At 73.1% G+C, this 24,568-nt stretch carries 27 protein-coding genes and 1 riboswitch; of the genes, 14 read left to right on the forward strand and 13 right to left on the reverse strand.

Going from position 1 to position 24,568, the window contains the following annotated elements; genetic code table 11:
* Positions 1 to 111: 111 nt before the first annotated feature.
* The 3 genes from ABZZ38_RS14700 to ABZZ38_RS14710 all read right to left on the reverse strand — a co-directional run bounded on the left by ABZZ38_RS14700 (position 112) and on the right by ABZZ38_RS14710 (position 3,175).
* Positions 112 to 1,128 carry a hemolysin family protein gene (locus tag ABZZ38_RS14700; protein ID WP_356739437.1) on the reverse strand — a complete coding sequence of 339 codons (1,017 nt, stop codon included), beginning with the start codon at positions 1,126 to 1,128 and terminating at the stop codon, positions 112 to 114.
* Complete coding sequence (locus ABZZ38_RS14705) at positions 1,125 to 2,600, reverse strand: hemolysin family protein (protein ID WP_356739439.1); 1,476 nt, start codon at positions 2,598 to 2,600, stop codon at positions 1,125 to 1,127. The genes ABZZ38_RS14700 and ABZZ38_RS14705 overlap by 4 nt, the downstream gene beginning before the upstream one ends.
* A gap of 152 nt (positions 2,601 to 2,752) precedes the next feature.
* Positions 2,753 to 3,175 carry a GNAT family N-acetyltransferase gene (locus ABZZ38_RS14710; protein ID WP_356739441.1) on the reverse strand — a complete coding sequence of 141 codons (423 nt, stop codon included), beginning with the start codon at positions 3,173 to 3,175 and terminating at the stop codon, positions 2,753 to 2,755.
* Between the two features lie 114 nt (positions 3,176 to 3,289).
* Here ABZZ38_RS14710 and ABZZ38_RS14715 point away from each other — a divergent pair, with 114 nt between their 5' ends.
* The 4 genes from ABZZ38_RS14715 to ABZZ38_RS14730 all read left to right on the forward strand — a co-directional run bounded on the left by ABZZ38_RS14715 (position 3,290) and on the right by ABZZ38_RS14730 (position 5,712).
* A complete protein-coding gene (locus ABZZ38_RS14715; RefSeq protein ID WP_356739443.1) occupies positions 3,290 to 3,538 on the forward strand; it encodes a toxin-antitoxin system HicB family antitoxin in 249 nt (82 codons plus the stop codon).
* A 55-nt stretch (positions 3,539 to 3,593) separates the two neighbouring features.
* Entirely contained in the window at positions 3,594 to 3,965 is a 372-nt protein-coding gene (locus ABZZ38_RS14720) for a fic family toxin-antitoxin system, toxin component (RefSeq protein ID WP_356739445.1), read from the forward strand.
* Positions 3,966 to 4,039: 74 nt separating this feature from the next.
* Complete coding sequence (locus ABZZ38_RS14725; protein WP_356739447.1) at positions 4,040 to 4,576, forward strand: hypothetical protein; 537 nt, start codon at positions 4,040 to 4,042, stop codon at positions 4,574 to 4,576.
* Positions 4,577 to 5,403: 827 nt separating this feature from the next.
* Positions 5,404 to 5,712 (forward strand): hypothetical protein, encoded by a 309-nt coding sequence (locus ABZZ38_RS14730; RefSeq protein ID WP_356739449.1) that lies wholly within the window; start codon positions 5,404 to 5,406, stop codon positions 5,710 to 5,712.
* Positions 5,713 to 5,797: 85 nt separating this feature from the next.
* Here the strand turns inward: ABZZ38_RS14730 and ABZZ38_RS14735 are convergent, their stop codons facing one another.
* The 7 genes from ABZZ38_RS14735 to bioB are packed head-to-tail and all read right to left on the reverse strand — an operon-like array spanning position 5,798 to position 12,948.
* Complete coding sequence (locus ABZZ38_RS14735) at positions 5,798 to 6,355, reverse strand: helix-turn-helix transcriptional regulator (protein WP_356739451.1); 558 nt, start codon at positions 6,353 to 6,355, stop codon at positions 5,798 to 5,800.
* 9 nt (positions 6,356 to 6,364) lie between these two features.
* Positions 6,365 to 8,620 (reverse strand): helix-turn-helix domain-containing protein, encoded by a 2,256-nt coding sequence (locus ABZZ38_RS14740; protein ID WP_356739453.1) that lies wholly within the window; start codon positions 8,618 to 8,620, stop codon positions 6,365 to 6,367.
* Positions 8,621 to 8,678: 58 nt separating this feature from the next.
* On the reverse strand, positions 8,679 to 9,320 hold the full coding sequence (locus tag ABZZ38_RS14745; RefSeq protein ID WP_356739455.1) for a class I SAM-dependent methyltransferase: 642 nt from the start codon (positions 9,318 to 9,320) through the stop codon (positions 8,679 to 8,681).
* Between the two features lie 48 nt (positions 9,321 to 9,368).
* Positions 9,369 to 9,713, reverse strand: coding sequence for a VOC family protein (locus ABZZ38_RS14750; protein ID WP_356739457.1), 345 nt, complete (start codon positions 9,711 to 9,713; stop codon positions 9,369 to 9,371).
* Positions 9,714 to 9,715: 2 nt separating this feature from the next.
* Entirely contained in the window at positions 9,716 to 10,435 is a 720-nt protein-coding gene (gene bioD, locus ABZZ38_RS14755) for a dethiobiotin synthase (protein WP_356739459.1), read from the reverse strand.
* 1 nt (position 10,436) lies between these two features.
* The gene (locus ABZZ38_RS14760) at positions 10,437 to 11,741 is read right to left on the reverse strand and encodes an adenosylmethionine--8-amino-7-oxononanoate transaminase (RefSeq protein WP_356739461.1); all 1,305 of its coding nucleotides are present in this window, start codon (positions 11,739 to 11,741) and stop codon (positions 10,437 to 10,439) included.
* Entirely contained in the window at positions 11,734 to 12,948 is a 1,215-nt protein-coding gene (gene bioB, locus ABZZ38_RS14765; RefSeq protein WP_356739463.1) for a biotin synthase BioB, read from the reverse strand. Before bioB ends, ABZZ38_RS14760 begins: the two co-directional genes overlap by 8 nt.
* Positions 12,949 to 13,091: 143 nt before the next feature.
* On the opposite strand from bioB, the gene ABZZ38_RS14770 reads away from it, so the two are divergent.
* Positions 13,092 to 14,252 carry an 8-amino-7-oxononanoate synthase gene (locus tag ABZZ38_RS14770; protein WP_356739465.1) on the forward strand — a complete coding sequence of 387 codons (1,161 nt, stop codon included), beginning with the start codon at positions 13,092 to 13,094 and terminating at the stop codon, positions 14,250 to 14,252.
* On the opposite strand, the gene ABZZ38_RS14775 is transcribed toward ABZZ38_RS14770, so the two are convergent.
* Together ABZZ38_RS14775 and ABZZ38_RS14780 are read right to left on the reverse strand one after the other, a co-directional pair.
* Complete coding sequence (locus ABZZ38_RS14775) at positions 14,245 to 14,457, reverse strand: DUF397 domain-containing protein (protein ID WP_356739467.1); 213 nt, start codon at positions 14,455 to 14,457, stop codon at positions 14,245 to 14,247. The two genes, ABZZ38_RS14770 and ABZZ38_RS14775, sit on opposite strands and share 8 nt — an antisense overlap.
* A gap of 15 nt (positions 14,458 to 14,472) precedes the next feature.
* Positions 14,473 to 15,342, reverse strand: coding sequence for a helix-turn-helix transcriptional regulator (locus tag ABZZ38_RS14780; protein ID WP_356739469.1), 870 nt, complete (start codon positions 15,340 to 15,342; stop codon positions 14,473 to 14,475).
* 246 nt (positions 15,343 to 15,588) lie between these two features.
* Here ABZZ38_RS14780 and ABZZ38_RS14785 point away from each other — a divergent pair, with 246 nt between their 5' ends.
* Together ABZZ38_RS14785 and ABZZ38_RS14790 are read left to right on the forward strand one after the other, a co-directional pair.
* Entirely contained in the window at positions 15,589 to 16,023 is a 435-nt protein-coding gene (locus ABZZ38_RS14785) for an ATP-binding protein (RefSeq protein WP_356739471.1), read from the forward strand.
* A 208-nt stretch (positions 16,024 to 16,231) separates the two neighbouring features.
* Positions 16,232 to 16,870 carry a LysE family translocator gene (locus ABZZ38_RS14790; RefSeq protein WP_356739473.1) on the forward strand — a complete coding sequence of 213 codons (639 nt, stop codon included), beginning with the start codon at positions 16,232 to 16,234 and terminating at the stop codon, positions 16,868 to 16,870.
* 102 nt (positions 16,871 to 16,972) lie between these two features.
* On the opposite strand, the gene ABZZ38_RS14795 is transcribed toward ABZZ38_RS14790, so the two are convergent.
* The gene (locus tag ABZZ38_RS14795; RefSeq protein ID WP_356739475.1) at positions 16,973 to 17,449 is read right to left on the reverse strand and encodes a C40 family peptidase; all 477 of its coding nucleotides are present in this window, start codon (positions 17,447 to 17,449) and stop codon (positions 16,973 to 16,975) included.
* 3 nt (positions 17,450 to 17,452) lie between these two features.
* A riboswitch (cyclic di-AMP (ydaO/yuaA leader) is annotated at positions 17,453 to 17,634 on the reverse strand.
* Between the two features lie 1,073 nt (positions 17,635 to 18,707).
* Between ABZZ38_RS14795 and ABZZ38_RS14800 the strand changes: the two genes are divergently transcribed.
* The 7 genes from ABZZ38_RS14800 to ABZZ38_RS14830 all read left to right on the forward strand — a co-directional run bounded on the left by ABZZ38_RS14800 (position 18,708) and on the right by ABZZ38_RS14830 (position 24,556).
* On the forward strand, positions 18,708 to 18,989 hold the full coding sequence (locus ABZZ38_RS14800; protein WP_356739477.1) for a polyprenyl synthetase: 282 nt from the start codon (positions 18,708 to 18,710) through the stop codon (positions 18,987 to 18,989).
* A complete protein-coding gene (locus tag ABZZ38_RS14805; protein WP_356739479.1) occupies positions 18,982 to 20,034 on the forward strand; it encodes a polyprenyl synthetase family protein in 1,053 nt (350 codons plus the stop codon). Before ABZZ38_RS14800 ends, ABZZ38_RS14805 begins: the two co-directional genes overlap by 8 nt.
* A 39-nt stretch (positions 20,035 to 20,073) precedes the next feature.
* Positions 20,074 to 21,216 carry an oxygenase MpaB family protein gene (locus ABZZ38_RS14810; RefSeq protein ID WP_356739641.1) on the forward strand — a complete coding sequence of 381 codons (1,143 nt, stop codon included), beginning with the start codon at positions 20,074 to 20,076 and terminating at the stop codon, positions 21,214 to 21,216.
* Positions 21,217 to 21,537: 321 nt separating this feature from the next.
* Positions 21,538 to 21,840, forward strand: a complete 303-nt coding sequence (locus ABZZ38_RS14815) for an urease subunit gamma (RefSeq protein ID WP_356739481.1) — start codon at positions 21,538 to 21,540, stop codon at positions 21,838 to 21,840.
* A gap of 14 nt (positions 21,841 to 21,854) precedes the next feature.
* Positions 21,855 to 22,166 (forward strand): urease subunit beta, encoded by a 312-nt coding sequence (locus tag ABZZ38_RS14820; RefSeq protein WP_356739482.1) that lies wholly within the window; start codon positions 21,855 to 21,857, stop codon positions 22,164 to 22,166.
* Entirely contained in the window at positions 22,159 to 23,880 is a 1,722-nt protein-coding gene (locus tag ABZZ38_RS14825) for an urease subunit alpha (protein WP_356739484.1), read from the forward strand. The genes ABZZ38_RS14820 and ABZZ38_RS14825 overlap by 8 nt, the downstream gene beginning before the upstream one ends.
* A gap of 13 nt (positions 23,881 to 23,893) precedes the next feature.
* Complete coding sequence (locus ABZZ38_RS14830) at positions 23,894 to 24,556, forward strand: urease accessory UreF family protein (protein ID WP_356739486.1); 663 nt, start codon at positions 23,894 to 23,896, stop codon at positions 24,554 to 24,556.
* Positions 24,557 to 24,568 lie beyond the last annotated feature (12 nt).

The following is a 24,568-nucleotide window of genomic DNA, read 5'->3' on the forward strand; positions in this document are numbered from 1 at the left end:
GAAAACGCCGGGGGGGCGGTCCCGCGCGGGGGCGGCGGGGCCTCCGTCGTCGCCCCGCCCCCGCCGGCCGTCGAGGCGTGGTCCCGGGCGACGGGACGGTGAGGGCGGGGCCTACGTGGCCGGTCGGCCCACCAGTTCGCGCAGGACGTCCTCCATGGTGACGAGGCCGGTCGGCTTGCCGTCCTCGTCCACGACCGCCGCCAGGTGCGTACGGCTGCGCCGCATCGCCGTCAGGACGTCGTCGAGGGGCGTCGCCGCCCGTACCCGCGCGATCGGCCGCATCGCGGACACCGGGAAGGGCACGTCACGCGGCACCGCGTCGAGCGCGTCCTTCACATGCAGGTAGCCGAGGATGCCCCGGGTGGCGTCGAGCACCGGGAAGCGCGAGAACCCGGACTCGGCCGACATCCGCTCCAGCTCCGCCGGTGTGGTGCCGACCCGCGCGTACACCACCCGCTCCACCGGCATCACGACATCGCGTACCGGCCGGCGTCCCAGCTCCAGGGCGTCGTGCAGCCGTTCGGTCGCCCGCTCGTCCAGCAACCCGGCGTGGCTCGCGTCCGTCACCATCCGCGCCAGCTCGTCGTCCGAGAAGGTCGCGGACACCTCGTTGCGCACCTCCACCCGCAACAGCTTCAGCAGCGCGTTGGCGAAGGCGTTGATCGAGAAGATCACCGGACGCAGCGCCCGGGTCAGCGTCACCAGCGGCGGGCCGAGCAGCAGCGCGAGCCGCGTCGGCTCGGCCAGCGCGATGTTCTTCGGCACCATCTCGCCCAGCAGCATGTGCAGATACGTGGCCAGCGAGAGCGCGATCACGAACGAGATGGGATGCACCAGCCCGTGCGGCACGCCGACCGCGTCGAAGACCGGCTCCAGCAGGTGGGCGATGGCGGGCTCGGCCACCACGCCCAGCACCAGCGTGGACAGGGTGATGCCGAGCTGGGCGGCGGCCAGTAGCGCGGAGATGTGCTCCAGGCCCCAGATGACGCTGCGGGCCCGGCGGTTGCCCGCCTCCGCCGCCGGTTCGATCTGGCTGCGGCGCACGGAGATCAGGGCGAACTCCGCGCCGACGAAGAAGGCGTTGACGAGCAGCGTGAGAAAGCCGATCAACAGCTGAATCGCGATCATCGGCCCGCCTCCCCGTTGCCTCGGCGGCCGGTGCCCCGGCCCCCTGTCCCCCTGCCGCCTGTCCCCGTGCCCCCTGACTCGTCGCGCCCCGCCTCGTAGCGCCCGCCCTCGCGGCCGTGGCGATGGCCGTGGGTGTCGACGTCCTGGCCGTCGGCCTCCCGCGCTCCGCCCACGGGCGCGTGCAGCAGGACGCGCGCGGCCCGCCGCCCGGAGGCGTCCACCACGTCGAGCTGCCAGCCCGCCAGCTCGACGCGGTCGCCGACGACCGGTATCCGGCCGAGGACGGTCGCGATCAGCCCGGCGAGGGTTTCGTACGGGCCCTCCGGCACGCGCAGCCCGATCGTCTCCAGGTGGTCGGTACGGGCGGCGCCGTCCGCCGACCACAGGAGCCGCCCGTCGGCGTCCTCGCCCGCCCGCACCAGGTCCGGCGTCTCGTGCGGGTCGTGCTCGTCGCGCACCTCGCCGACGACCTCCTCCACGATGTCCTCCAGCGTCACGACACCGGCCGTCCCCCCGTACTCGTCGATCACGACGGCCATCGTGTGCTTGCCGGACAGCCGGTCGAGCAGACGGTCCACGGTCAGCGACTCCGGCACGAGCAGCGGCTCACGCAGCATCTCGGAGAGCCCCTTGCGCAGTCGCTGCTCGGCGGGAACGGCGAGGACGTCCTTGATGTGGGCGATGCCGATGACCGAGTCGAGGCTGCCGCGGTAGACCGGGAAGCGGGACAGGCCGGTCGCGCGCGTGGCGTTGGCCACGTCCTCGGCGGTCGCCTGCGCGTCGAGGGCGACGACCTGGACGCGCGGGGTCATCACGTTCTCCGCGGTCAGCTCCGCGAGGTTGAGGGTGCGGACGAACAGCTCGGCCGTGTCGGCCTCCAGCGCGCCCGCCCTGGCGGAGTGCCGGGCCAGGGCGACCAGCTCCTGCGGACTGCGCGCGGAGGCCAGCTCCTCGGCGGGCTCCAGGCCGATCCGGCGCACGAGCCGGTTGGCGGTGTTGTTGAGGTGCCCGATCAGCGGCCTGAACGCGGCGCTGAAGATCCGCTGCGGGGTCGCGACGACCTTGGCGACGGCGAGCGGGGAGGAGATCGCCCAGTTCTTGGGCACCAGTTCGCCGACGACCATCAGGAGGACGGTCGACAGCGCCGTACCGATGACGAGCGCGACCGAGGAGGCGACCGACGCGGACAGCCCGATGTCCTGGATCGGCCCCCGGATGAGCTTGGAGATCGACGGCTCCGAGAGCATGCCGACGATCAGGTTGGTGACGGTGATGCCCAGCTGCGCGCCGGAGAGCTGGAAGGTGAGGGACCGCACGGCCTTGAGAGCGCCGGCCGCGCCGCGCTCACCCCGCTCGGCGGCCTGTTCGAGTTCGCTGCGCTCGACGGTCGTGAGGGAGAACTCGGCCGCGACGAACGCCCCGCAGGCCAGGGAGAGGAGCAGCGCCACGACGAGCAGAAGCACTTCGGTCATCGGTTCACCTCCGTTCCATGATCGGGCAGGAAGCGGAGGAATGCGCGATGTCGCGTACTGGGAGGCTCGCCCATGGGCGGACGCTCACACCTTTCGGTCGGATTCGGGCGGTGGTGAAAGTCCACCCATGGTAAAGGATCGGCAAAGTGCCACTACTCCAGAGGCTTGACCCAGCGGCTCCACTCCGGCTGCGGCGCGTACCCCGCGGCCCGCCAGGTGTGGTGGGCGAGCGTGTTCCCGTCGAGGACCATCGCGTCACCGCGTCGCCCTCCCAGTCGTACGAATCGCTCCTCGGCGGCTGCGAGCAGCGCCCCGCCGATGCCCTGGCGCCGGTGGTCCGGATGGACCGCGAGCCGGTAGAGGTGGCACCGCCAGCCGTCGAAGCCGGCGATCACCGTGCCCGCGAGCTCGCCGTGCCGCTCCGCGACGATCAGCGCCTCCGGGTCCCGGGCGAGCAGCCGCGCGACGCCGTCACGGTCGTCACTGATGCTGGTGCCCTCCGCGGCGACCTTCCAAAAGGGGAGGACGGTGTCGAGATCGGCCGGTTCGGCGGCCCGTATTCGAAGATCGTTCATGGCCCCATCATCGGTCACCCGCCCTGCGGCGGCTCCGGCGCGCACGAGCGCCTGGACGGCTCCGGGGCGAGCGGCGCTCTTGCCGGTGCTAGCGGCACCGCGCTAGCGTGAGGTGTGGCCAAGACCCAGTTGAACGTTCGCGTGGACGAGACCACCGCCGAGGCCGCCCGCCGTCGGGCGCAGCAGCGGGGCGTCAGCGTGAACCGGTACATCGAGGAGCTCGTCCAGCAGGACGCGGGCGAGGTGGGGCGCACCTTCGTGGAGGCGGCGGCCGACTTCATGAAGCAGTACGCGTCGGTCTTCGCCGAGGAGTTCGGCGCGGACCGGGCCGAGGACACCCGCGAGGCGAAGGGCAAGCGGTGACGGCGCGTCCGGCCGTGACCGGGAGGCGGGCCGTCGCGGAGGGCGCTCGTCCCGTATGAGCCTCTCGATCGACCTGTCCTGGCTCCTCATGATCGCCGAGCACAAGACGCCCGGGGACCCCCAGGTCACCGACTGGGGCGCCCTCGTCGCGGCCGTCGCACGGCACGACGCCGAGATCTTCGGCACGTCCGTGTACGCCGACCCGCACGCGCGGGCCGCCGCGCTGCTCCAACTGCTGCTGCGCGTACCGGCGCTGGAGCACTCCAACGCGATGTTCGCCTCGGCCGTCGCGTACGGCTTCCTCGTCGCTTGCGGTCTGAAGGTGGTCACCTCGCCCGAGCAGGTGCGGGACCTCGCGCGTCTGGTCAAGGAGGGCGAGGCGGACGTCCGGGAGATCGCGGCGGAGCTGCGGCAGTGGAGTCTGTGACTCCTGTCGCACGTGCGTACGCGTGATGGGCGGAAAGCCCCCGTCCGGCCCAACAGCAGGATAGCTTGCGGTACATGACATCCATACGCAACGTACGCACCAGACGCATCGCCACGGCCGTCGCGGGTTCGGCGGCCATCGTCGCCCTCAGTGTCGGGGGTGCCCTCGCGGCCGGTGCCGACGAGGAGCCGGCGACCACGCCCGTCTCGGAGTCCACGGGGGCGGACGGAGGCACGGTCGGGGTCACCGAGGGAGGTGACGGCGGGGGAGGGGACGTCGAGGGCGCGAGCAGCGAGGGCTCGACCGGCACCCTGACGGGCGGAACCGACGGCGGTACGACCGACGGCGGTACCACCGGAGGCGGGGATACCCCGAGTCCGACTCCGGTGCCCACGAACCCCTCGCCCACCTACACGCCGCCGCCGGACCCGGTGCCCGACGACCCGAACCCGAGCACCCCGCCGGACCTCGACGACCTGAGCCGGCGCATCGACGAGTTGAACAAGAAGGTCGACGAACTGCCCACCAAGCGGGAACTCGCCGACGCGCTGCGGGCATTCGCCGACGAGCTGGACAAGCCCGACAAGCCCGCCAAGCCCGACAAGCGGTGACCGGGCGCGTGGGGCGGCCGTGGGTGGGAGTGCGCGTACTCGCGTACCCGGGAGGGGGCCGGGGCGCGGTACGCCGTCATGAGGCGGCCGAGGACGGCCGTCGGTCCTGACCACGGAGCGGAGCCCATGCCGCGCCGGAAGCTCTCCACGCGACGCCCAGGCGTCCTCGTCGTCCTCTCCGCCCCTGGTGTGACACCGCTGCCGACGGGGTGCGGGACCGAGGGCACGGGCAAGACCGCCCCCGGCCAAGCGGGCGCGTCCCGGACGAGGACGAGCGCACCCGCGCGATCGCCGGGCCCGGACGCCACGCCCGATGGAAGTCCGAGGTGCCTCGCCCTGCCCCGCCCCGCCGGCGACGGCCTCCCGGGGGAGCCCGCCACGGACGCGAGCGCCCAGGTCGAGGAGGCGCTGCGCGCGGCGCGCGCCGTCGCGCTCCGAAGCAACCCGCGCCACATCGATCCCGCCGAGCGGGTCGGCGCCGCTCGGCCCCAGGTCCGGCAGCGGTGCACAGGGGGTGACAGCGGCGCGGGTGAGGTGGGCCCCGGTGCGACGCGGGACCTCGGGGCCGGCCGGACGCATCGTGGACGACCGGTCAACCCGGCGGAGCCGGTACCCCCGTGCGTCGCGGTGGCGGAGCCGGTCGCGCACGTGAGCTGTGACCGAGTGTCCCAGTTGGCCATTGGGTACTTCACTTGGCCGCGGCCACCACGTCACCCGGCGTCGTCGCGACTGGTGGAGGCGGGCCGTCGAGTCAGACCGTCTCTGTGCCGACCATGAGGAGCTGGGTCAACCGTCGTCGGTGGACCCTCGGATAGGGTCCCTTCCCCATGAGCGCCATACGGCTTTGGAGACGACGAACACGCCAGGCAGACAAGCCGGTCGCGGTCATCGTCGGTATTGGGAACCTGCTGCTGAGCGGCGCACTCTTCCTGATGACGGTCGGCGTGATCTTCGAGGCCACCACCCGTGAGGAGGAAATCGCCGCTCAGCGCCTCGCGGCCCAGATCTTCGGTTACTGGCTCGCGGGCGGGCTGATGCTGTCCTCCGTGCTGTGCATGACTCGGACCTTGTTCAGCCACCTGGTCACGATGATCTTTCCGCCAACCGCGCTGATCCTGACCTGGGTAGTTGTGTGACCACACACCGCAGGAAGCCCCCAGTTCGAGGGTCGTTGCGCGCAGGGCAGACTGATGCCGAGCCCACCGAGTGGTCCTGGACCCCCTAGTAATCGAGCTCGACGTAGTCGATGTCGGTGAACTCGACCCGGAGGCCCGCCGCCCGGCGACCGTGGTCCTTGAAGTACTGCTCCTGAAGGCCCTCGGCCGCGATCTCCCGCAGGTCCCGCTCGCTCGCACCCGCACTCCGCGCGTCGAAGAGACGGGCCGCGTAGGCGGGCGGCAGATGCTGGGTGATCAGCCGCAGACGGCTGTCGTCGGTCGAGCCGGGCGCCGCGGTGAACCCGAACCGGGCCCGCGTCTCGATCACGATCCCTCCGGTCGTCGCCGCCGCCTCCCGCGCCCGCCGCCGTACGCGCGGCTGCCAGCTCTTGCGCACCTCGGCCACGAGCCGGGCGGCGAGCTCCGGACGGGGCGTCCGGATCCGGCCCGTGACGTAACGCTCCACCGTCCGCTGCGATACGCCCAGACGCCGCGCCACCGCGCGCGTGGAGCCCTTCTCGCTCTTGACCAGGAATCTGACCTGCGCGCCCGCCGACTTCGGGATCGGCCGGGTGAAGGTGTGCTCCGCCGCCCTGTCGAGGCTCTCGCCCAGAATGCCCATCGCGCGCCCCTACTCCCCGCCCGCCGCGGCATCGGTGCCCTTGATGTGTCGTGCCGGATTGTGCCCCTCGTCCAGCATCCGCACCGCCCACATCAGGGACTGGGTGCCCTCGTGCTTGACCATGCCCGGGGACACCCCGAGCCGGAACCCGCCCGGCAGCGGCTTGCCATCGGCCGTGCGCGGCAGGAAGTCCAGTGGACCGGGACCGTCCGACAGGTACACGGCGCAGTCGGACAGCACGGCGATCGGGAACAGGCCCGCCCCTTCGGCGAGGCGCAGCATCTTGCGGTGCATGTTGATCCGGGCGGCCGAGATGACGGCGGCGCGGATGTCCGGGCGCCAGGTGGGGCGTTCGAGCGCGGGCCACCGTTCGCCGGGGCGGTAACCGGCGCCCTGGGGACGCTCGCGGAGCTTGCCGATGCCGCCCTTGACGGTCGCCTTGACGGCCGACAGGACGGCGGCCTGACCCGGGTCCTCCACCTTGTGCCGTTCGATCGCCTCCATCGCGGCCAGGAACTCCGGCTCGGGCATCCCGGCGCGCACGCCGAGCCGCTCCATGGTCGCCATGTAGGCGTCGCGCAGCCGCGCGTACCAGGCGTCCAGGTACGCCCCGCTCTCCGGCCGCAGGTACGCCTCGACCGGTGCCACGTCGTGGCCGAGCTCCACCGCGTACGCGACCGTCGGCGTGGCGTACCAGGCCGGTCCGTCGGGCCGGGCGCCGTGCGGGGTGAACGGGTTCGGCAGGCGCGGGTCGACCTCGACGCCCGACAGGTCCACCAGCCACGAACCCGGCGTCCTCCTGTCGAAGACGGGCGACGTGACGTGCACGGCGGCGCCCAGTCCCACCGTGAGGCGGTTCGCGGCCGCCGCGAACGCCATGTTGACGTCGATGCCGACGGCGTACGGCTTCGCGCACTCGTCGTCGGTGAGCGACTCCGGGTCGCGGATCCAGTCGTACGCCTCCTCGTCGAGCACCTCGTCGGGCGTGCGCCGGTGCCCGCGCGGGTGGAGCGCGGCGACGACCGGATGCTCGTCCGGTGCCTCAGGCGGCGCCGGATCGACCGGGGTGGTCAGCGAGCCGGGCACCGGCGCCGACACCCAGGCGCCGGTCTCCTCGTCCCGAACCGCGCGGGTCGGCGGGCGCAGCGCCGTCATCAACTCCAGCCCGCAGACGGCGGTGGAGCCGCGCGGGGTGATGACGCGGGCGGCGTACGTGCCGAGCGCCTCGGCGAGCTCCGCCGGGGGGAGCGCGGCGGCGTCGCCCCACGCGCGCGTGTCGAGGGCGCCCCACGGCAGGACCGCGAGCTGCACGCACCGGCGCCGGCCGGCTTCGGCCGGGCGGTAGATCCTCGCCCACGGCCCGAACCCGCGGCGCGTCAGCCGCCACCGGGCCTTCGCGAGGCGGCGCACCACGGGGTGGTCGTCGGGCAGCCGAAGCCCGCGCCGGTCCGCCAGCTCGGCGGGCAGCCCGAGCCGCACGGTGGCCGCCTCGGTCAGCACGACGAGCGGGTCGGCGTCCTGCCCGTTGCGGTGCAGTCGTACCGCACCGAGCCGCGCCTCCGTCAGGGCCCACTCGACGAGCGACGCGACGTCCTTGGCCGGACAGTCGAGGACGAGGCCCCCCGCGCAGTACGCGTTCCCGTCCCCGTCGAGCACGGCGAGCGCTCCGTGCGCGTAGCGCGCGTCGCCCGCGCGGTCCGCGTCCTGCGCGGCCCCTCGCCGCGCCGTACCTGCCCCACCTCGCCCCCGCGGCCCGGCGGCCGTCACCGACGGGGGCGTGGCTTCGGACGGTTGCGGCGCCGGGGCGCCGGGGTGCGCCGGTACGGCAGTTGCCGGTGGTACGGGTGACGGCACGGGGGCATCGGCGCGTGGCGGGATGCCCGTCGCCGGTACGGCCGACGGCGACGGCGAGGGCACGGCGGCGGGTGTCCGGGCGCCGGGGCGTGCCGGGGGCTCCGGGGGCGCCGGTACGGCCGGCGGTGGCGGCGCCGACGCCTGCGTACCCGCGTCCGTGGCCGGGTGGCGGGCGGCGAGGGCCGACAGGAGGCGGGCGTACGCCGCGCGCTTCGGAGGGCGGGGGTCCGTGCGGCCCGTCTCCCAGGCCGTGATCGTCTCCCGGCGTACCGCCAGCGCCTTCGCGACCTGCTCCTGGCTCAGCCCCGCGGCCTCGCGCAGACGTCGGCGCTCGGGCGGGGCGGGCAGCGCCGCGGCCTGCTCCAGCAACGCGTCGACCGCGGCGAACAGCTGCTCCTGCTCATGAGACACACGGTCACCCTAACGCGAACCTCGCAGTCAACCTCACAGTGCACCTCACGGGTGAACCTCACGGCAATCGGGCCACCCCCAGGACGCACGGCGAGGACGGCAGCCGGGGACCTCGCTCCGGGACGCGGAACCTCCGGTGGGTGACCAGCTCGAAACCCGCCGCCTCGATCGCGCCCAGCGGATCCCGTGCCGTATGGCACCCTCCGAACAGCATCGGCCACACCGTGCGGTCCAGCCCCCGCTGCACCGTCGCCATCGCCCGGTCCCGCGCCACCCCGTGCTCGAAGAACCGCAGTTCACCGCCCGGCCGCAGCACCCGCCGCAGCTCCGCGAGCGCCCGCGGGAGGTCCCGTACGGTGCACAGCACCAGGGACGCCACCGCCGCGTCGAACGCCTCGCTCTTGACCGGCAGGGCCTCGGCCACCCCCGGCACCACGTCCACCGGGACGTCGGCGCGCAGGGCCGCGCTCACCGCCGACCGCCGCAGCCGCCGCTCGGGTTCGATCGCGACGACCTCCGACACCGCACCCGGGTAGTGGGCGAAGTTCAGCCCGTTGCCGGCGCCGATCTCGATGACCCGGCCGGACAGCCCGGCCAGCAGCTCGTCCCGGTACGCGGCGAACCCGCCCTTCGTCTCGGCGGCCACGCTGACCCGGGCGTAGAAGCGGGCGAAAAGGGGATGATGGACGGCGTCCCGCATCGCGGACCTCCTCCGAGAGGGGGTGCAGTTCACCGGGATTGTCCCCCGTCAGCCGCCCACGAAGCAGAACTCGTTGCCCTCCGGGTCCCGCAGCACCTGGAAGCGGCCGTGGTCGTCCGTCACGATGTCGTCGACCCGCACCGCCCCGAGCCGAACCGCCCCGGCCGCGGCGGTGTCGACGTCACCGGCCTCCAGGTCCAGGTGGAGCCGGTTCTTGACCGCCTTGCCCTCCGGCACCCGCTGGAAGGCGACCCGTACGAAGCCCGGAGGGTCGACGTACGACCAGTCCGGGCTTCGGTCCACCGGTTCGCCGCCCAGCAGCGCGGCCCAGAACCGGGCCAGCGCCGCCGGGTCGGCGCAGTCGAACACGATCTCGCTCACAACGGCACGCATGGTCACGAGCGTACGGCCGCGGCGAACACCTCCGCATCCCACGTACCGCCCAGCTCGGGCGCCAGCCACCGTCCGGCGCGCGCACGGAAATCGGCCGCCGGCAGTTCGCCCGCGCCCACCGGTACCGCTCCCAGGAGCGGCGCCCCGGCCACCTCCGGCAGGTCGGTCACGTTGCAGCGCTCCGCGAGCCCCGGCGCGTCCGGCCAGCTGCCGACGACCACGCCCAACTGGGCCAGCCCGCGCGCCCGCAGCGCCTCGGCGGTGAGCGTCACCATGTTGAGCGTGCCCAGCCCGGCGGGGGCCACGACGAGCACCGGAGCCTCCAGCAGCCGGGCCGCGTCCGCGAGCGTGCCGCCCTCCTCGTCGTACCGCACGAGCAGCCCGCCCGCGCCCTCGACCAGGACCAGGTCGTGGTCGTCGGCCAGTTTCCGCGCGGCCCGGGCGACCTCGTCGGGCCCCACGGGCGCCATCCCCGCCCGCCGCGCGGCCGTCGCCGGCGCCAGGGGCTCGGGGAAGCGCGCCAGTTCGACGGGCGTGACGCCCTCGCCGGCGAGCCGTACGACCTCGTCCGCGTCGCCCACCTCGCCGGGAGCGACCCCGGTCTGCGCGGGCTTCAGCACGGCCACCGACCGTCCCGCCGCCCGGGCCACCGCGGCCACGGCGGCCGTGACGACGGTCTTGCCGATCTCCGTCCCCGTACCGCTCACCACCAGTACCGTCATCTCAGCCCTCCACAGCGGCCGCGCGCACCCCGCGGCAGATCCGTGCCACGTCGTCGTCGCTCGTGACGTACGGCGGCATCACGTACAGCAGGTCCCGGAACGGCCGCAGCCACACCCCTTCGCGCACCGCCGCCGCCGTCGCGGCCGCGATGTCGACCGGATGGTCCAGCTGCACGACGCCGATGGCGCCGAGCACACGTACGTCCCGCACGCCCTCCAGCTCAGCGGCCGGGGCCAGTCCCTCGACGAGTCCCGACTCGACCCGCTTGACCTCCCGCGCCCAGTCCTGGCCCAGCAGCAGGTCGATCGAGGCGCAGGCCACCGCCGACGCCAGCGGGTTGCCCATGAACGTCGGCCCGTGCGCCAGCACCGGCACCTCGCCCCGCGAGATACCGTCCGCCACGCGCGCGGTGCACAGCGTCGCCGCCAGCGACAGATAGCCGCCCGTCAGCGCCTTGCCCAGGCACATCACGTCCGGTGAGAAATCCGGTTCCACGCGCGCGTGCTCCGTGGCGAAGAGCGTGCCCGTGCGTCCGAAACCGGTCGCGATCTCGTCGAAGACGAGCAGGACGTCGTGCTCGTCGCACGCCTCCCGCAGCACCCGCAGGTAGGCCGGGTGGTGGAAGCGCATCCCGCCGGCGCCCTGCACCACCGGTTCCACGATCACCGCGGCCAGCTCGTCCGCGTGCCGCCCGATCAGCTCCCTGAGCCCGTCGGCGTACGCGTCCTCGTAGGCGGTCGGCGGCGCGTCGGCGAAGACCTGACGCGGCAGCGTGCCGGACCACAGTTCGTGCATCCCGCCCCGCGGGTCGCACACCGACATCGGTTGCCAGGTGTCGCCGTGGTAGCCACCGCGCCACGTCAGCAGCCGCTGCTTGGCGGGGCGGCCGACCGAGCGCCAGTACTGCAGGCACATCTTCACGGCGACCTCGACGGAGACCGAGCCGGAGTCGGAGAGGAAGACGTGCCGCAGCGGTTCCGGCGTGATCTCGACCAGCTTGGCGGCCAGCCGCACGGCGGGCTCATGGGTGAGCCCGCCGAACATCACATGGCTCATCCGGTCGAGCTGGCCGCGCACCGCCTCGTTGAGCACCGGGTGGTTGTAGCCGTGGACCGCCGACCACCAGGACGACATGCCGTCGACCAACTCACGCCGACCGTGCACCTCTTCGGCGAGCCGGAGCCGTACCCCGGAGGCGGACTCCACGACGAGCGGGTCCGTACGGCCCGGCATGGGGCCGTAGGGATGCCAGACGTGGGCCCGGTCCAGGGCGAGGAGCTCGCCGGTGGAGAGCGGCTCAGGCATTGGGCGCGAGGTCCGTGCCGGCGCCCCGGCGGCGTACCGCCACCAGGTCCGTACGCGCGGCGCCCGGAACGGCTGCCGCGACCTCGGCCGGAACCGCTGCCGCCACCTCCGCCGGAGCGCCGGCCACGGCCTCGGTCGCCGGCCGGTCCGAGGAGCACACGGAGCCGGAACCGCAGCCGCCGCCCGTTCCGCAGGACGCGTCCGCCCGGTGCTCGGGCAGGGTCGTCGTGTCCGCGCCCTCCACCTCGAAACCGGCGTCCGCGATCATCTCCAGGTCCGCCTTGCCGGCCTGGCCCTCACTGGTCAGGTAGTCGCCCAGGAAGATCGAGTTGGCGAGGTGCAGGGCCAGCGGCTGCAGCGTCCGCAGGTGCACCTCGCGCCCGCCCGCCAGCCGGACCTCCACGTCCGGGCAGACGAACCGCACCATGGCCAGGATGCGCAGCGCGCGCTGCGGCGTCAGGTTCCACTCCTTGGCGAGCGGCGTCCCCTCGAACGGGATGAGGAAGTTCACCGGCACCGAGTCGGGGTCGAGCTCGCGCAGCGCGAAGACCACGTCGACCAGGTCCTCGTCGCTCTCACCCATGCCCGCGATCAGACCGGAGCAGGCCGACAGGCCCGCGGCGTGGGCCTTCTGCACGGTGTCCACCCGGTCCGCGTACGTGTGCGTGGTCGTGATGTCCCCGTACGTCCCCTCGGACGTATTGAGGTTGTGGTTGTACGCGTCGGCCCCGGCGGTCCGCAGGCGCTCCGCCTGCCCGTCCGACAGCAGGCCGAGACAGGCGCACACCTCGACGCCCTCGTTCTCCTCCTTGATCGCCGCGATGGTCTTCGAGACCCGGTCGACGTCCCGGTCCGTGGGACCGCGACCGCTGGCGACCAGGCAGACCCGCTTGGCACCGCCCGCGACACCCGCGGCGGCGGCCTTCGACGCCTCCTCCGGCTTCAGCCAGGTGTACTTGAGGATCTCGGCCTTCGAGCCGAGCCGCTGGGAGCAGTACGAGCAGTCCTCCGGGCACAGCCCCGACTTCAGGTTGACCAGGTAGTTGAGTTTCACCCGGCGCCCGAACCAGTGACGGCGCACCTTGCCCGCCGCCGCCACCACATCCAGCAACTCGTCGTCGGAGGTCGCCAGCACGGCGAGCGCTTCTTCGCGGGTCGGCAGCTCACGCCGAAGCCCCTTGTCCACCAGCGTGTTCAACAGGTCCATGGCGCGATCCTGTCCTACCGCGCACCCGCTGGCCAAGGAGGAACCGCACAAGACAGTCACTGAGCGGTGTGTGGATGACCACACTCTGACCAGAGCCGACCCCGGTTAGGGTCTGTGCGTTGCCTACAAAAGGGACCCGACCCATGCCCAAGGCCCCGTACCACGCGACCTTCGACTGGACCGACGCCGAGGCGCGCCGCCGCGCGGACGCCGGTCTGGTCCGCACGCTCCGCCCGCGCTCCGCCGAGGCGGAGCCGCTGGACCTCGCGAGCAACGACTACCTCGGCCTCACCCGCCATCCGGCCATCACCGCGGCGGCTGCCGAGGCCGCCCGCCGCTGGGGCGCGGGCGCGACCGGCTCGCGGCTGGTCACGGGCACCACCGAGCTGCACACCGAGCTGGAGCGGGAGCTCGCCGACTTCTGCGGCTTCGAAGCCGCGCTGGTCTTCTCCTCCGGCTACGCCGCCAACCTCGCCGCCCTGACCGCGCTGAGCGCCCCCGGATCGCTCATCGTCTCGGACGCGGGCAACCACGCCTCCATCGTCGACGGCTGCCGGCTCTCCCGCGCCGAGACCGCGGTCGTCCCGCACGCCGACCCCGACGCCGTCGCCAAGACCCTCGACGCCCACCCGGGCCGGCGGGCCCTGGCCGTCACCGACTCGGTGTTCTCGGTGGACGGCGACGCGGCCCCGCTGCCCGCGCTCGCCGCCGCCTGCCGTGCGCACGGCGCGGCGCTGGTCGTCGACGACGCGCACGGCCTCGGCGTGCTGGGCGAGGGCGGGCGCGGCGCGCTGCACGCGGCGGGGCTCGCGGGCGGCGCGGACGTCGTCGCCACGCTCACCCTCTCCAAGTCCCTGGGCAGCCAGGGCGGAGCGGTCCTCGGCCCGGCGCGGGTCATCGACCACCTGGTCAACGCCGCCCGCACCTTCATCTTCGACACCGGCCTCGCCCCGGCCGCGGCGGGCGCGGCGCTGGCGAGCCTGCGGCTGCTGCGGGACGAGCCGGGCCTGGCCGGCCGGGCGCGTACGGTCGCGGCCACCCTGCACGGACGGCTCACGACCGCGGGCCTGACCGCCGTGCGGCCGGACGCCGCCGTCGTCTCCGTACGCGCCCCCTCACCCGAGCAGGCGGTGCGGTGGGCCGCCGACTGCCGTGCCGAGGGGCTCGCGGTCGGCTGCTTCCGGCCGCCGTCGGTGCCGGACGGCATCTCGCGCCTGCGGCTGACCGCCCGCGCCGATCTGACGGCAGGTCAGATCGATACGGCGGTCGCCACGATCCTGCGCACCGCCCCGCGGGTCAGCTGAGCGTCTCCTCCTCCCGCAGCGCCGATACGAAGGAGGACCAGGCCGTCGCGGAGAACCGCAGCGGCGGCCTGGCCGTGTTCTTCGAGTCCCGTACGGCGAGCCGGCCCGCGTCGAGGCGGGCGGCCTCCACGCAGTTGTTCATGCCGACGCTGCGGCTGCTGCGCACCCAGCGCAGGCTGTTGTGGTGTGCGAGGTAAGCAGACATGTGGGGTGCCTCTCCCTACGCGCCGTCACCGATCCCGGCGATGAGTTCCGACGACTCCTCGGGCGTCAGGGCGTGCGCCTGCATGGTGCGGAACGCGGCGCAGTACGCCTCGAGGTCTTCCATGCGTTCGAGATAGAGGCTACTCGTCAAGTGGTCGAGAACAACCACATCCAGATCAGAGATGTTCGGAAAGGAGAAAATAACGAAAGGGCCGGAGAGTCCGACGTACTCGCCCACCGTGAACGGCAGCACCTGAAGACGCACCTGGGGCAGCGCCGCCAGCTCCACCAGCCGCCGCAACTGCTCCCGCATCACCCCCGGGCCGCCCACCTGCCGCCGCAGCACCGCCTCGTCCAGCACCGCCTCCAGCCGCAGCGGCGGATCACCGCGCAGCACCTCCTGACGGGCGATCCGCACCTCCACCAGCGAGTCGACCGTGACCGCCGGCAGCCCTTCCAGCGCCGCCCGCGTCACCGCCCGCGCGTAGTCGGGTGTCTGCAACAACCCCGGCACCACCGATGTCTCCAGCGTGCGCGCCGTGCACGCCTGCGACTCCAGACTGATGAAGTCGCGGTACTGCGGCGGCAGTACGCCCCGGTACGCGTGCCACCACCCCGTGCCGCCGCCGTCCGCCGCCGCACCGGACAGGGCCTCCAGCAGCGCGCGCGACCGCGGGTCGCGCACGCCGTAGGCGTCGAGGAGCCGCGACACGTCCGCGCCCGTCACCCCGCTCGCCCCCGTCTCGATCCGGCTGACCTTCGACTGGTGCCAGCCGACGAGCCGCGCGGCCTCCCGGCTGGTGAGTCCCGCACTCAGGCGCAGCCCGCGCAGCTCCTCGCCCAGTTTGCGACGGCGCACGGCCGGGCCGTGCCGCGTACCCCGCATGACCGTTTCCCTCCCGCCCACCCGTTCCTCCGCACCTGGGACCAACCCGCCAGTTTGCCGCGCGAATCCGTGCTCGCGTAGCAGAGTTCACCGCTTCGAGCGACAGATATATGCAGATCTTGGGGGATCGGCACCACCAGGGCCGACATAAGTGGCAGTCTGGCGCGAAGCGCAATCCGGGGCCGTCCTCGCAACATCCGCTCCTCGTCCGGAGTCCGGCCCCGGTGGGAAAGGGACAGCCTCGCCATGGCAGACCATCAGGAAGCATCCGTCACTCTGCCGAGCGATCCCGTCTCGGTCTCCGCCGCCCGCAGATATGTGGCGGACGTCCTCAGCGAATGGGGCCTGCCCGGTGACACGGACACGGCGGACACCGTACGGCTGATCGTCTCCGAGCTCGCCACCAACGCCGTTCAGCACACCTTCGGGCAGTCGCCCACCTTCACGGTGGACCTCCGGCTGGAGCGCGACGAGCAGCTCCGCATCGGCGTCACCGACAGCCACCCGCGCTGGCCGCAGCGGCTGCCCGCCGCCGTACAGCAGGACAACGGCCGCGGCATGGTCATCATCCGCTGGCTCACCGCCGAGCGCGGCGGCCGGCTCACCGTCACCCCGACCCGGGAGGGCGGCAAAACCGTCTGGATCGCCCTGCCCTGGACCACGGTCACCGTCCAGAACTAGCTCACCCTCGCGGGGCCCCTTCCCGGGCCCCTCCCGGCCGGAAGCCTCCGGTGGCGGGCGCCCACCCTCCGTCGCCGCCCGTCGCCGCCCGTCGGCCCCGACCGCCGCGGCGTCGCCTGCGCACCGCGACGTGCATTAAGCGTTTCTTTAGGCGGTCCTTCAAGATTCCAAGTACAGGCTAATGGCTTGGGCGCGGCAGGCTGGGGGGATGGACGCACAGCTCATCGCTTTCCTCGGGGTGGCCGCCGGCATGATCGCCATGCCGGGCGCCGACTTCACGGTGGTCGTACGCAGCGCTCTGGCCTCCCGCCGTGCCGGTGTCGCCTGCGCCGTCGGGGTGGCCGGCGGTCTCGTCGTCCATACCGCGCTCGCCGTCGCCGGGCTGGCCGCGGTGCTCGTCGCGGTGCCGGTCCTCTACCGGACGCTCCAGATCGCGGGTGGCGCGTACGTCCTCTACCTGGGCGTACAGGCGCTGCGGGGCGCGCTCAAGCCCTCCGGCCCCGGCGTGGACGGGGCGCACGAGGAGCAGTCGGCCCTCCGCGCCGGAGAGAGCCTGCGGCAGGGCTTTCTCACCAATGTCCTGAACCCCAAGGCTCCGGTGCTCTTCCTGAGCCTGCTGCCGCAGTTCGTGCCGGACGGCGTGGCCGTCCTGCCGCGGACCCTGCTCCTCGCCTCGATCGTGGTCGTGCTCGCGCTGATCTGGTTCCCGGCGGTCGCCCTGCTGGTGGACCGGCTCGGCCGGTGGCTGCGCCGGCCCCGTACCGCCAGGACCGTCCAGGGCGTCACCGGCGGGGGGCTCGCGGTACTGGGGGTGACGCTGCTCGTCGCGCCGGTGGCGGGGGGCTGAGCGCCCCCGCACCCCCGGCAGCGGGCGACGCGCGCGGTACAGGGGCGCGCCGCCGAACGTCTCCGGACGCCGGCCCCCGTACCGCGGATCGTGCGCGAGGCGTCAGCGCACGCGTCCGTAGTAGACGGACTTCGTCCAGATCCGGTCCAGCTTGACCACCGAGCCGGTCTTCGGCGAGTGCCAGATCTTGTTGCCGCCGGCGTAGATCCCCACGTGGTACACGCTTCCGCCGGAGTGGAAGAACACCAGGTCACCCTTGGTCCGGCTCGACGCGGAGATGTGGCGGGTCTTGTTGTACTGCTGCTGCGCGGTGCGCGGCAGCGTCTTGCCGGCCTGCTTGTACGAGTAGAGCGTGAGGCCGGAGCAGTCGAACCGGGACGGGCCCGTCGCTCCGTACTTGTAGGGCGCACCCTTCTTGGAGGCGGCCACGTTCAGCGCCTTGGCGGCGTAGGCGGGCGCTGCCTCGGCATCCGATACGGCGCCGGGCGCCAGCATCGTGCCGCCGACGGCGGCGAGGGTGAGTGCCGATACGGCACCGGCCCGGGACAGCAGAGACGGGACATGAATCTGCGCGGTCATGGCGCAACCCTTCGTCAGCCGCCTATGAAGGATGACCTGTCGGGTTCGGGCTGGCGAAGTTGCCCGGCCGCTGACGCGGCTTCACCCCAAGGAGCGACCGTGGGCGGTCACTCCGTACTGCTCGGGTCCTCCACTCCTGCCGATCCACTCATGTCGACCAGTTATCCGGACGGCGGCAGGACTCGGCGTCCGCCCGGACCGCCCCGCCGCGGTGGCGGGGGCTTGTCGTCGACAGGGATCTTGACCCATGACACGGTGAAATTCCGAGCCGAAACGGCCTTATGTGAGGCTCCTCACGACTGATCCATTCGAGTGGACAGGGGCGTTTTGGCGCGACACGGCGCCCGAATGATGATCCCCGTACCAGCGGCGGAAGGTGATGTTCCGCCAGATGAGTACAGCTCACGCGCAACTCGTCCCGTACGGAATTCCCTCTTTTGCGTACGCCGAACGAGGGGGCGCGACTCGTACCCCTGCACCCATCCGTGAAGGGCCCAACTCCCTCACCCGACGCGCTCCTGAGGGAGCGTCACCCGCCCGGGCCCCGCGCTGCCCGTCAAGGACGGGCAGCGCACGCGCCGGCGTCGGGGCGTGCGCCTCGCTCCACCCCGTTCGTGCCTGGCCGTCAGGGCGTCCCGCGGCGCCGTCGGGCGCCCGACCAGCGCCCGCGCGGCGCGCAGGGCGCTGCACGTGCGTTCGAGGCGCGCCGGGTTGATCCGGCCCGGCAGGTCCACCGCTTCGAGGTGGCCGGGGATGAATCGGCCCTCGGCGCGGGTCGGCACCGGCCGCGGCGGCGGTTCGGGCGGCAGCACCGCTCACTTCGTGGTGACCCGGCACGGCAAGCCCCTCGTGGCCCCGGTGCCGGCGGATGACCTGCGACGACGCGAAGCCGAGCCGGAGCGGACGGAGGGTGGCGCGGCCGGCTCGGTCTCCACGACGCACCCGCTCCGCTCAGCTCCCGGCGAACGCCCCCGCTTCGGGCTCACCGCGGAACACCGCCCTCCGCACAGCCCTCCGGGAGCGGGCCGACCCGGCGCGTGACACCCCGCCCGCGGCCCCGCTGCCGCGGCGGGGAGCCCGGCCCGCCTTGCCGGGGTCACCACGCCCGGCCCGCCCGGGGAGTGCCCGGTCGGCCGCTCCCGTAACACCCTCCGGCCCGAGCCGCCGGAATCCGTCCCATGGATCACTCGAAAGGTGATTCGCACCGCGACGCCATGCGGAGGTCGGCATCCTTCAGGAAGTCGACGAAAGGGATGGCGTGACACCTCCGACGGACCGCGCTCGCGCGATCGAGAACGACGCGGTGCTCCTGGCGGCCGGTGTCGCCGATCTGGCGGTCACCGGCCTCACCACCGCCCTGGGCGGACTGCGCGGACTGCTGCGCCGCGCCGATGTCGCCGAGCTGGCGGGGGAGGGCCGGCAGGAGCTCAAGGCCCGCGGCCGGCTGGCCCTGGACCGCTGTGCCCCCGTCCCCCCGGCGCATATGGAGCTGCTGGCCCGGCGCGTCGCCGCCCGCAGGGGCGGCGCCACCGGTGGCTGAGGACCACGGGCAGGCCGCGTTCAGGATCCGGGTCGACCGGGTCCTCCAGCCCTTCGTCCGGCACGAGGCGGACCAGCTCGTGGCCATCGACGCCGAGCTGGCGCCGGTGGCCGAGCAACTGGAGGTCGCCGTCGCGCACGGGAAGCGGCTGCGGGCGGCGTTCTGCTACTGGGGGTGGCGGGCAGCGGGCCAACCCGACAGCGACGCGCTGGTCAGAGCCGCCGCAGCGATGGAACTCGTCCATGCCGCGGCCGTCGTCCACGACGACCTCATCGACCAGTCACCCCTCCGGCACGGCTTGCCCAGCAGCCACGTGGCCCTGCGCGACGCCGTACCCGGCCGCCCGCTGCCGAAGGCGGCGGCCTGCGGCCTGGCGATGCTGGTGGGCGATCTGCTGATGTCGCTGGCCGGCCGGCTGTTCACGGACAGCGGCCTGCCGGCGGCCTACCTGTCGCGGGCCCGCCCGCTGTGGGCGGTGCTGGCCCGCGAGCTCGTGGCCGGGGAGTGCCTGGAGATCCTGCGCACCGGCGGCCTCCCCGACACGGCCGGCTCGCTGAAGGTCATCCGCTACAAGACGGCCAAGTACACCGTCGAGCACCCCCTGCACCTGGGGGCCACCCTGGCCGGAGCCCCGGCCGACCTGCGCGAGGCGCTCACGGAGTACGGCCTGCCGCTCGGCGAGGCCTTCCAGCTGCGGGACGACCTGCTGGGCGTGTTCGGCGACCCGGCGCGCACGGGCAAGGCCAACGGCGACGACATCGCCACGCACCGCCCCACCGCCCTGCTGGCCGAGACATGGCACGCGGCCACGGAAACCGAACGCGCCGACCTGACCCGGGTGCTGGGCCGCCCTCACCTCCCGCCGGCCGACCTCGAACGCGTGCGGGACATCATGCACCGCACCGGAGCGCCCGCCCGCATCGAGCGGATGATCGACGAGCGCGTGGAGAGAGCCACCCGCGCCCTGGAGCAGACCGGCATGCCGGACGCCGCCGTCCGCGCGCTGACCGCCCTGGCCGGCACCGCGACCACCCGCCGGCACTGAACCCCCTCAGGAGTTGTGACCGTGTACACCGAAGCGTCCATGGACGCCCTGCGGCAGGCCGGCGACGAGCTCGCCGACGCCACCGTCGACACGCTCTTCGAACGCGGGGAGGTCGGCACGTTCAACACCCTCATGCGCTACGTCTCCACCGCCGGAGCCCCGCTGCCCGACGGACTGCCGGAGGTGGCCCGGGAGTATCTGCACGCCACCAGTCATCCGCCCAGCTGGGTCGACTGGGAGGAGATGGAACGAGCCCGGCTGTTCTTCATCGACAACAACGTCCACATCTCCACCGCCCTGTCCTTCGCGTCCATGCCCGCCTGCTACGTCGTGCCGCACGTCGCGAAGCTCCTCAGCGCGACCCACTCCCTGAACTACCCCTCCAAACGGATGGCGGAGACCGGCCAGTTCACCGTCTACCTCATGCAGCCGGACGCCTTCGAGGCCGGCAGCCGCTTCATCCCCGCCGCCCAGAAGGTACGGCTCCTCCACGCCTCCATCCGCCGCCACCTCCGTCGCGCGGGCCGCTGGGACACCGAGAACCTCGGCACCCCGATCTGCCAGGAGGACATGATCGGCGGGCAGATGATGTTCTCGCTGCAGGTCCTGGACGCCCTGCACCGCCTGGGCATCCACATGAGCACCGAAGGAGCGCAGGCGTACTACTACGCCTGGCGGGTCGTCGGCGCCATGCTCGGCGTCGACCAGGCCCACGTCCCCCAGGACCTCGACAGTGCCCGGGACTTCTCCGACCTGTACATGACCCGGCACATGGGCCCGTCCGAAGAGGGCGCGCACCTGACCCGCCAGCTGATCGATCTGTACGAGGAAGTCGTCCCCGGGACCTTCTTCGACCCGGTCGTCGGCGCCCTGATCCGCTATCTCATCGGCGACACCTGCGCCGACTGGCTCCGTGTTCCCCGCGGCCCCTGGGACACGGCCGTCAAAGCCGCGCCCACCCTGCTCGCGGTCCTGGAGACCATTGAGGACCGCTCACCCCTGGGCGCCTGGGCCCTGGACCGGCTGGGTCACCTGACCACCCGGCTCGAACTGAGCTCCCTCACCCGGGGACGCGTCATGCACTACGCCATCCCCGAGGAGCTCAAGGAGGATTACGGGGTCGCGTCCACCGCCGCCCGCACCAAGCGGTGGACCCCGCCCCCTCCCGCCGCCGCCCCCTGAGCACTCCGGCCCCGCCCGCACCCGCCCGGCCACCGTCCGCCCGCACGTATCCCCGGCCACCGTCCGCCCGCACCCGCCCGGCCACCGTCCGCCACGGTCGCCGGGAGCGCGTCGTGTACGACCCGTGCGCGCGGGTGCCCGGCGGCCGGCCGTCGGGACCATGGCCGGGCAAAGAGCCGGTTAACCTCCCGGAAAAACTTCTGCCCGAGATTGAAATATCTCTCCGTCACACTCGTTCCCGCAGGTCAACAGAGTGTTGAAGCCGGATAGGGTCCCGCTGCGCCCGGGGATCGCGCCGGGCAGGAGACAGTGAGGTGAAGCGTGCAACTGAGCCCGCACGAGCAGGAGCGACTGCTCATCCATGTGGCCGCGGACGTGGCGGAGAAGCGCAGGGCACGCGGGGTGCGGCTCAACCACCCCGAGGCCGTCGCCCTCATCACCTCGCACATCCTGGAGGGCGCCCGGGACGGCCGCACCGTCGCCGAGCTCATGGCGTCCGGCCGTAAGGTCCTCAGCCGCGACGACGTCATGGACGGCATCCCCGAGATGATCCACGACGTCCAGGTGGAGGCCACCTTCCCGGACGGCACCAAACTCGTCACCGTCCACGACCCGATCGTCTGACGGGGGGCGCGCGGATGATCCCCGGAGAGATCCTGTACGCCGACGAGCCCGTCCCCCTCAACGAGGGCCGCCCCGTCACCCGCCTCACCGTGCTCAACGCCGCCGACCGGCCCGTCCAGGTCGGCTCCCACTACCACTTCGCCGAGGCCAACCCGGGCCTGGAGTTCGACCGTTCGGCCGCCCACGGCCTGCGGCTCCACATCGCCGCTGGCACCGCCGTGCGCTTCGAGCCCGGCATCCCCGTCGACGTCGAACTCGTACCGCTCGCCGGGCTGCGTGTCGTGCCCGGCCTGCGCGGACGGACCGGAGGTGCCCTCGATGCCTGAGCTCGACAGGGCTGTGTACGCCGACCTGTTCGGCCCCACCACCGGCGACCGCATCCGGCTCGCCGACACCGACCTGCTCGTCGAGATCGAGGAGGACCGCTGCGGCGGCCCCGGACGCGCGGGCGACGAAGCGGTCTTCGGCGGCGGCAAGGTGATCCGCGAGTCGATGGGACAGTCCCGCACGACCCGTGCCGAGGGAGCGCCGGACACCGTCATCACCGGTGCCGTCATCATCGACCACTGGGGCATCGTCAAGGCGGACGTCGGCATCCGCGACGGCCGGATCACCGGCATCGGCAAGGCCGGCAACCCGGACACCATGGACGGCGTCCACCCCGACCTCGTCATCGGCCCCGAAACGGAGGTCATCGCCGGCAACGGCAAGATCGTCACGGCCGGCGCCATCGACGCGCACATCCACTTCATCTCGCCGACCGTCGTCGAGCAGGCGCTCACCTCCGGCATCACCACCCTCGTCGGCGGAGGCACCGGGCCCGCCGAGGGCACCAAGGCCACCACCATCACGCCCGGCCCCTGGCACCTCGCCCGGATGTTCGAGGCGCTGGAGACGTACCCCGTCAACATCGGACTGCTCGGCAAGGGCAACACGATGTCGGACGAGGCCATGCGCTCCCAACTGCGCGGCGGCGCCCTCGGGTTCAAGATCCATGAGGACTGGGGCGCGACCCCTGCCGTCATCGACGCCTGTCTGCGCGTCTGCGACGAGACCGGCGCCCAGCTCGCCATCCACACGGACACGCTCAACGAGGCCGGGTTCGTCGGCGACACACTCGCCGCCATCGCGGGCCGCACCATCCACGCGTACCACACCGAAGGCGCGGGCGGCGGGCACGCGCCCGACATCATCACCGTGGTCTCGGAGCCGTACGTCCTGCCCAGCTCCACCAACCCCACCCGGCCGCACACCGTCAACACCCTCGACGAGCACCTCGACATGCTGATGGTCTGCCACCATCTCAACCCGGCCGTCCCCGAGGACCTCGCCTTCGCCGAGTCGCGCATCCGGCCCTCGACCATCGCGGCCGAGGACATCCTGCACGACCTGGGCGCCATCTCGATCATCTCCTCCGACTCCCAGGCCATGGGCCGCGTCGGCGAGGTCGTGCTGCGGACCTGGCAGACCGCGCACGTGATGAAGAGGCGCCGGGGAGCGCTGCCGGGCGACGGCCGCGCCGACAACCACCGCGCCCGCCGCTATGTCGCCAAGTACACGATCAACCCGGCCGTCGCGCAGGGCCTCGACCGCGAGATCGGCTCCGTCGAGCCGGGCAAGCTCGCCGACCTGGTGCTGTGGGAGCCGGCCTTCTTCGGCGTCAAACCGCAGACCGTGATCAAGGGCGGCCAGATCGCGTACGCGCAGATGGGCGACGCCAACGCGTCCATCCCCACACCGCAGCCGGTCATGCCCCGCCCGATGTTCGGCGCGCTCGGCACGGCACCGGCCGCCAACTCGCTCAACTTCGTCACCCGGACCGCCCTCGACGACGGCCTGCCGGAGCGCCTCGGCCTCGGCAAACGGTTCGTGCCGATCACCAGCACCCGGGGCGTCACCAAGGCGGACATGCGGGAGAACGACGCCCTGCCGCGGGTCGAGGTCGACTCCGACACCTTCACGGTGACGATCGACGGCGAGCCGGTCGACCCGGCCCCCGCCGCCGAACTTCCCATGGCCCAGCGTTACTTCCTCTTCTGATGGGCCCGACGTCATGAGCCGTGCCGCACTGCTCGTCCTCGCCGACGGCCGGTTCCCCGCCGGGGGGCACGCCCACTCCGGCGGCGCCGAGCCGGCCGTCAAGGCGGGACGGATACGAGACGCCCAGGACCTGGAGGCCTTCTGCCGGGGCCGCCTGCACACCACCGGGCTCACCTCGGCGGCCCTGGCCGCCGCGGCGGCGCTCGGCACCGACCCCGCCGTGCTCGACGAGGCCGCCGACGCCCGAACCCCGTCACCCGCGCTGCGCGCCACCGCCCGCAAGCTGGGCCGCCAGATGCTGCGGGCCGCCCGCGCCACCTGGCCGAGCACCGAACTCGACGCCCTCGCCCGGGCCCACCCGCGCGGCGCGCACCAACCGGTCGTCCTCGGGCTCGCCGCCCGCGCGGCCGGGCTCGGTCCCGAGGACGCCGCGCACTGCGTCGCGTACGAGACGGTCAGCGGGCCCGCCACGGCGGCGGTACGGCTGCTGAGCCTCGACCCCTTCCAGGCCACCGCCGTCCTGGCCCGGCTCGCACCCGACATGGACCGGGTCGCCCAACGCGCCACGGAGGCGGCCCGCGCGGGCGTCGACGCCCTGCCCGCCGCGTCCGCGCCGCTGCTCGACATCACGGCGGAGCAGCACGCCACCTGGGCCGTACGCCTCTTCGCCTCGTAACAGAACCCGTAC

The sequence above is a fragment of the Streptomyces sp. NPDC006368 genome (genome assembly GCF_040612535.1).
In the GTDB taxonomy this organism is placed as follows: domain Bacteria; phylum Actinomycetota; class Actinomycetes; order Streptomycetales; family Streptomycetaceae; genus Streptomyces.

Coding starts and splice junctions, on each gene's coding strand:
- ABZZ38_RS14700 (WP_356739437.1), bottom strand. CDS start 1,128: ATGATCGCGATTCAGCTGTTGATCGGCTTTCTCACGCTGCTCGTCAAC.
- ABZZ38_RS14705 (WP_356739439.1), bottom strand. CDS start 2,600: ATGACCGAAGTGCTTCTGCTCGTCGTGGCGCTGCTCCTCTCCCTGGCC.
- ABZZ38_RS14710 (WP_356739441.1), bottom strand. CDS start 3,175: ATGAACGATCTTCGAATACGGGCCGCCGAACCGGCCGATCTCGACACC.
- ABZZ38_RS14720 (WP_356739445.1), top strand. CDS start 3,594: ATGAGCCTCTCGATCGACCTGTCCTGGCTCCTCATGATCGCCGAGCAC.
- ABZZ38_RS14725 (WP_356739447.1), top strand. CDS start 4,040: ATGACATCCATACGCAACGTACGCACCAGACGCATCGCCACGGCCGTC.
- ABZZ38_RS14730 (WP_356739449.1), top strand. CDS start 5,404: ATGAGCGCCATACGGCTTTGGAGACGACGAACACGCCAGGCAGACAAG.
- ABZZ38_RS14735 (WP_356739451.1), bottom strand. CDS start 6,355: ATGGGCATTCTGGGCGAGAGCCTCGACAGGGCGGCGGAGCACACCTTC.
- ABZZ38_RS14745 (WP_356739455.1), bottom strand. CDS start 9,320: ATGCGGGACGCCGTCCATCATCCCCTTTTCGCCCGCTTCTACGCCCGG.
- ABZZ38_RS14750 (WP_356739457.1), bottom strand. CDS start 9,713: ATGCGTGCCGTTGTGAGCGAGATCGTGTTCGACTGCGCCGACCCGGCG.
- bioD (WP_356739459.1), bottom strand. CDS start 10,435: ATGACGGTACTGGTGGTGAGCGGTACGGGGACGGAGATCGGCAAGACC.
- ABZZ38_RS14760 (WP_356739461.1), bottom strand. CDS start 11,741: ATGCCTGAGCCGCTCTCCACCGGCGAGCTCCTCGCCCTGGACCGGGCC.
- bioB (WP_356739463.1), bottom strand. CDS start 12,948: ATGGACCTGTTGAACACGCTGGTGGACAAGGGGCTTCGGCGTGAGCTG.
- ABZZ38_RS14770 (WP_356739465.1), top strand. CDS start 13,092: ATGCCCAAGGCCCCGTACCACGCGACCTTCGACTGGACCGACGCCGAG.
- ABZZ38_RS14775 (WP_356739467.1), bottom strand. CDS start 14,457: ATGTCTGCTTACCTCGCACACCACAACAGCCTGCGCTGGGTGCGCAGC.
- ABZZ38_RS14780 (WP_356739469.1), bottom strand. CDS start 15,342: ATGCGGGGTACGCGGCACGGCCCGGCCGTGCGCCGTCGCAAACTGGGC.
- ABZZ38_RS14785 (WP_356739471.1), top strand. CDS start 15,589: ATGGCAGACCATCAGGAAGCATCCGTCACTCTGCCGAGCGATCCCGTC.
- ABZZ38_RS14790 (WP_356739473.1), top strand. CDS start 16,232: ATGGACGCACAGCTCATCGCTTTCCTCGGGGTGGCCGCCGGCATGATC.
- ABZZ38_RS14795 (WP_356739475.1), bottom strand. CDS start 17,449: ATGACCGCGCAGATTCATGTCCCGTCTCTGCTGTCCCGGGCCGGTGCC.
- ABZZ38_RS14810 (WP_356739641.1), top strand. CDS start 20,074: ATGGACGCCCTGCGGCAGGCCGGCGACGAGCTCGCCGACGCCACCGTC.
- ABZZ38_RS14820 (WP_356739482.1), top strand. CDS start 21,855: ATGATCCCCGGAGAGATCCTGTACGCCGACGAGCCCGTCCCCCTCAAC.
- ABZZ38_RS14825 (WP_356739484.1), top strand. CDS start 22,159: ATGCCTGAGCTCGACAGGGCTGTGTACGCCGACCTGTTCGGCCCCACC.
- ABZZ38_RS14830 (WP_356739486.1), top strand. CDS start 23,894: ATGAGCCGTGCCGCACTGCTCGTCCTCGCCGACGGCCGGTTCCCCGCC.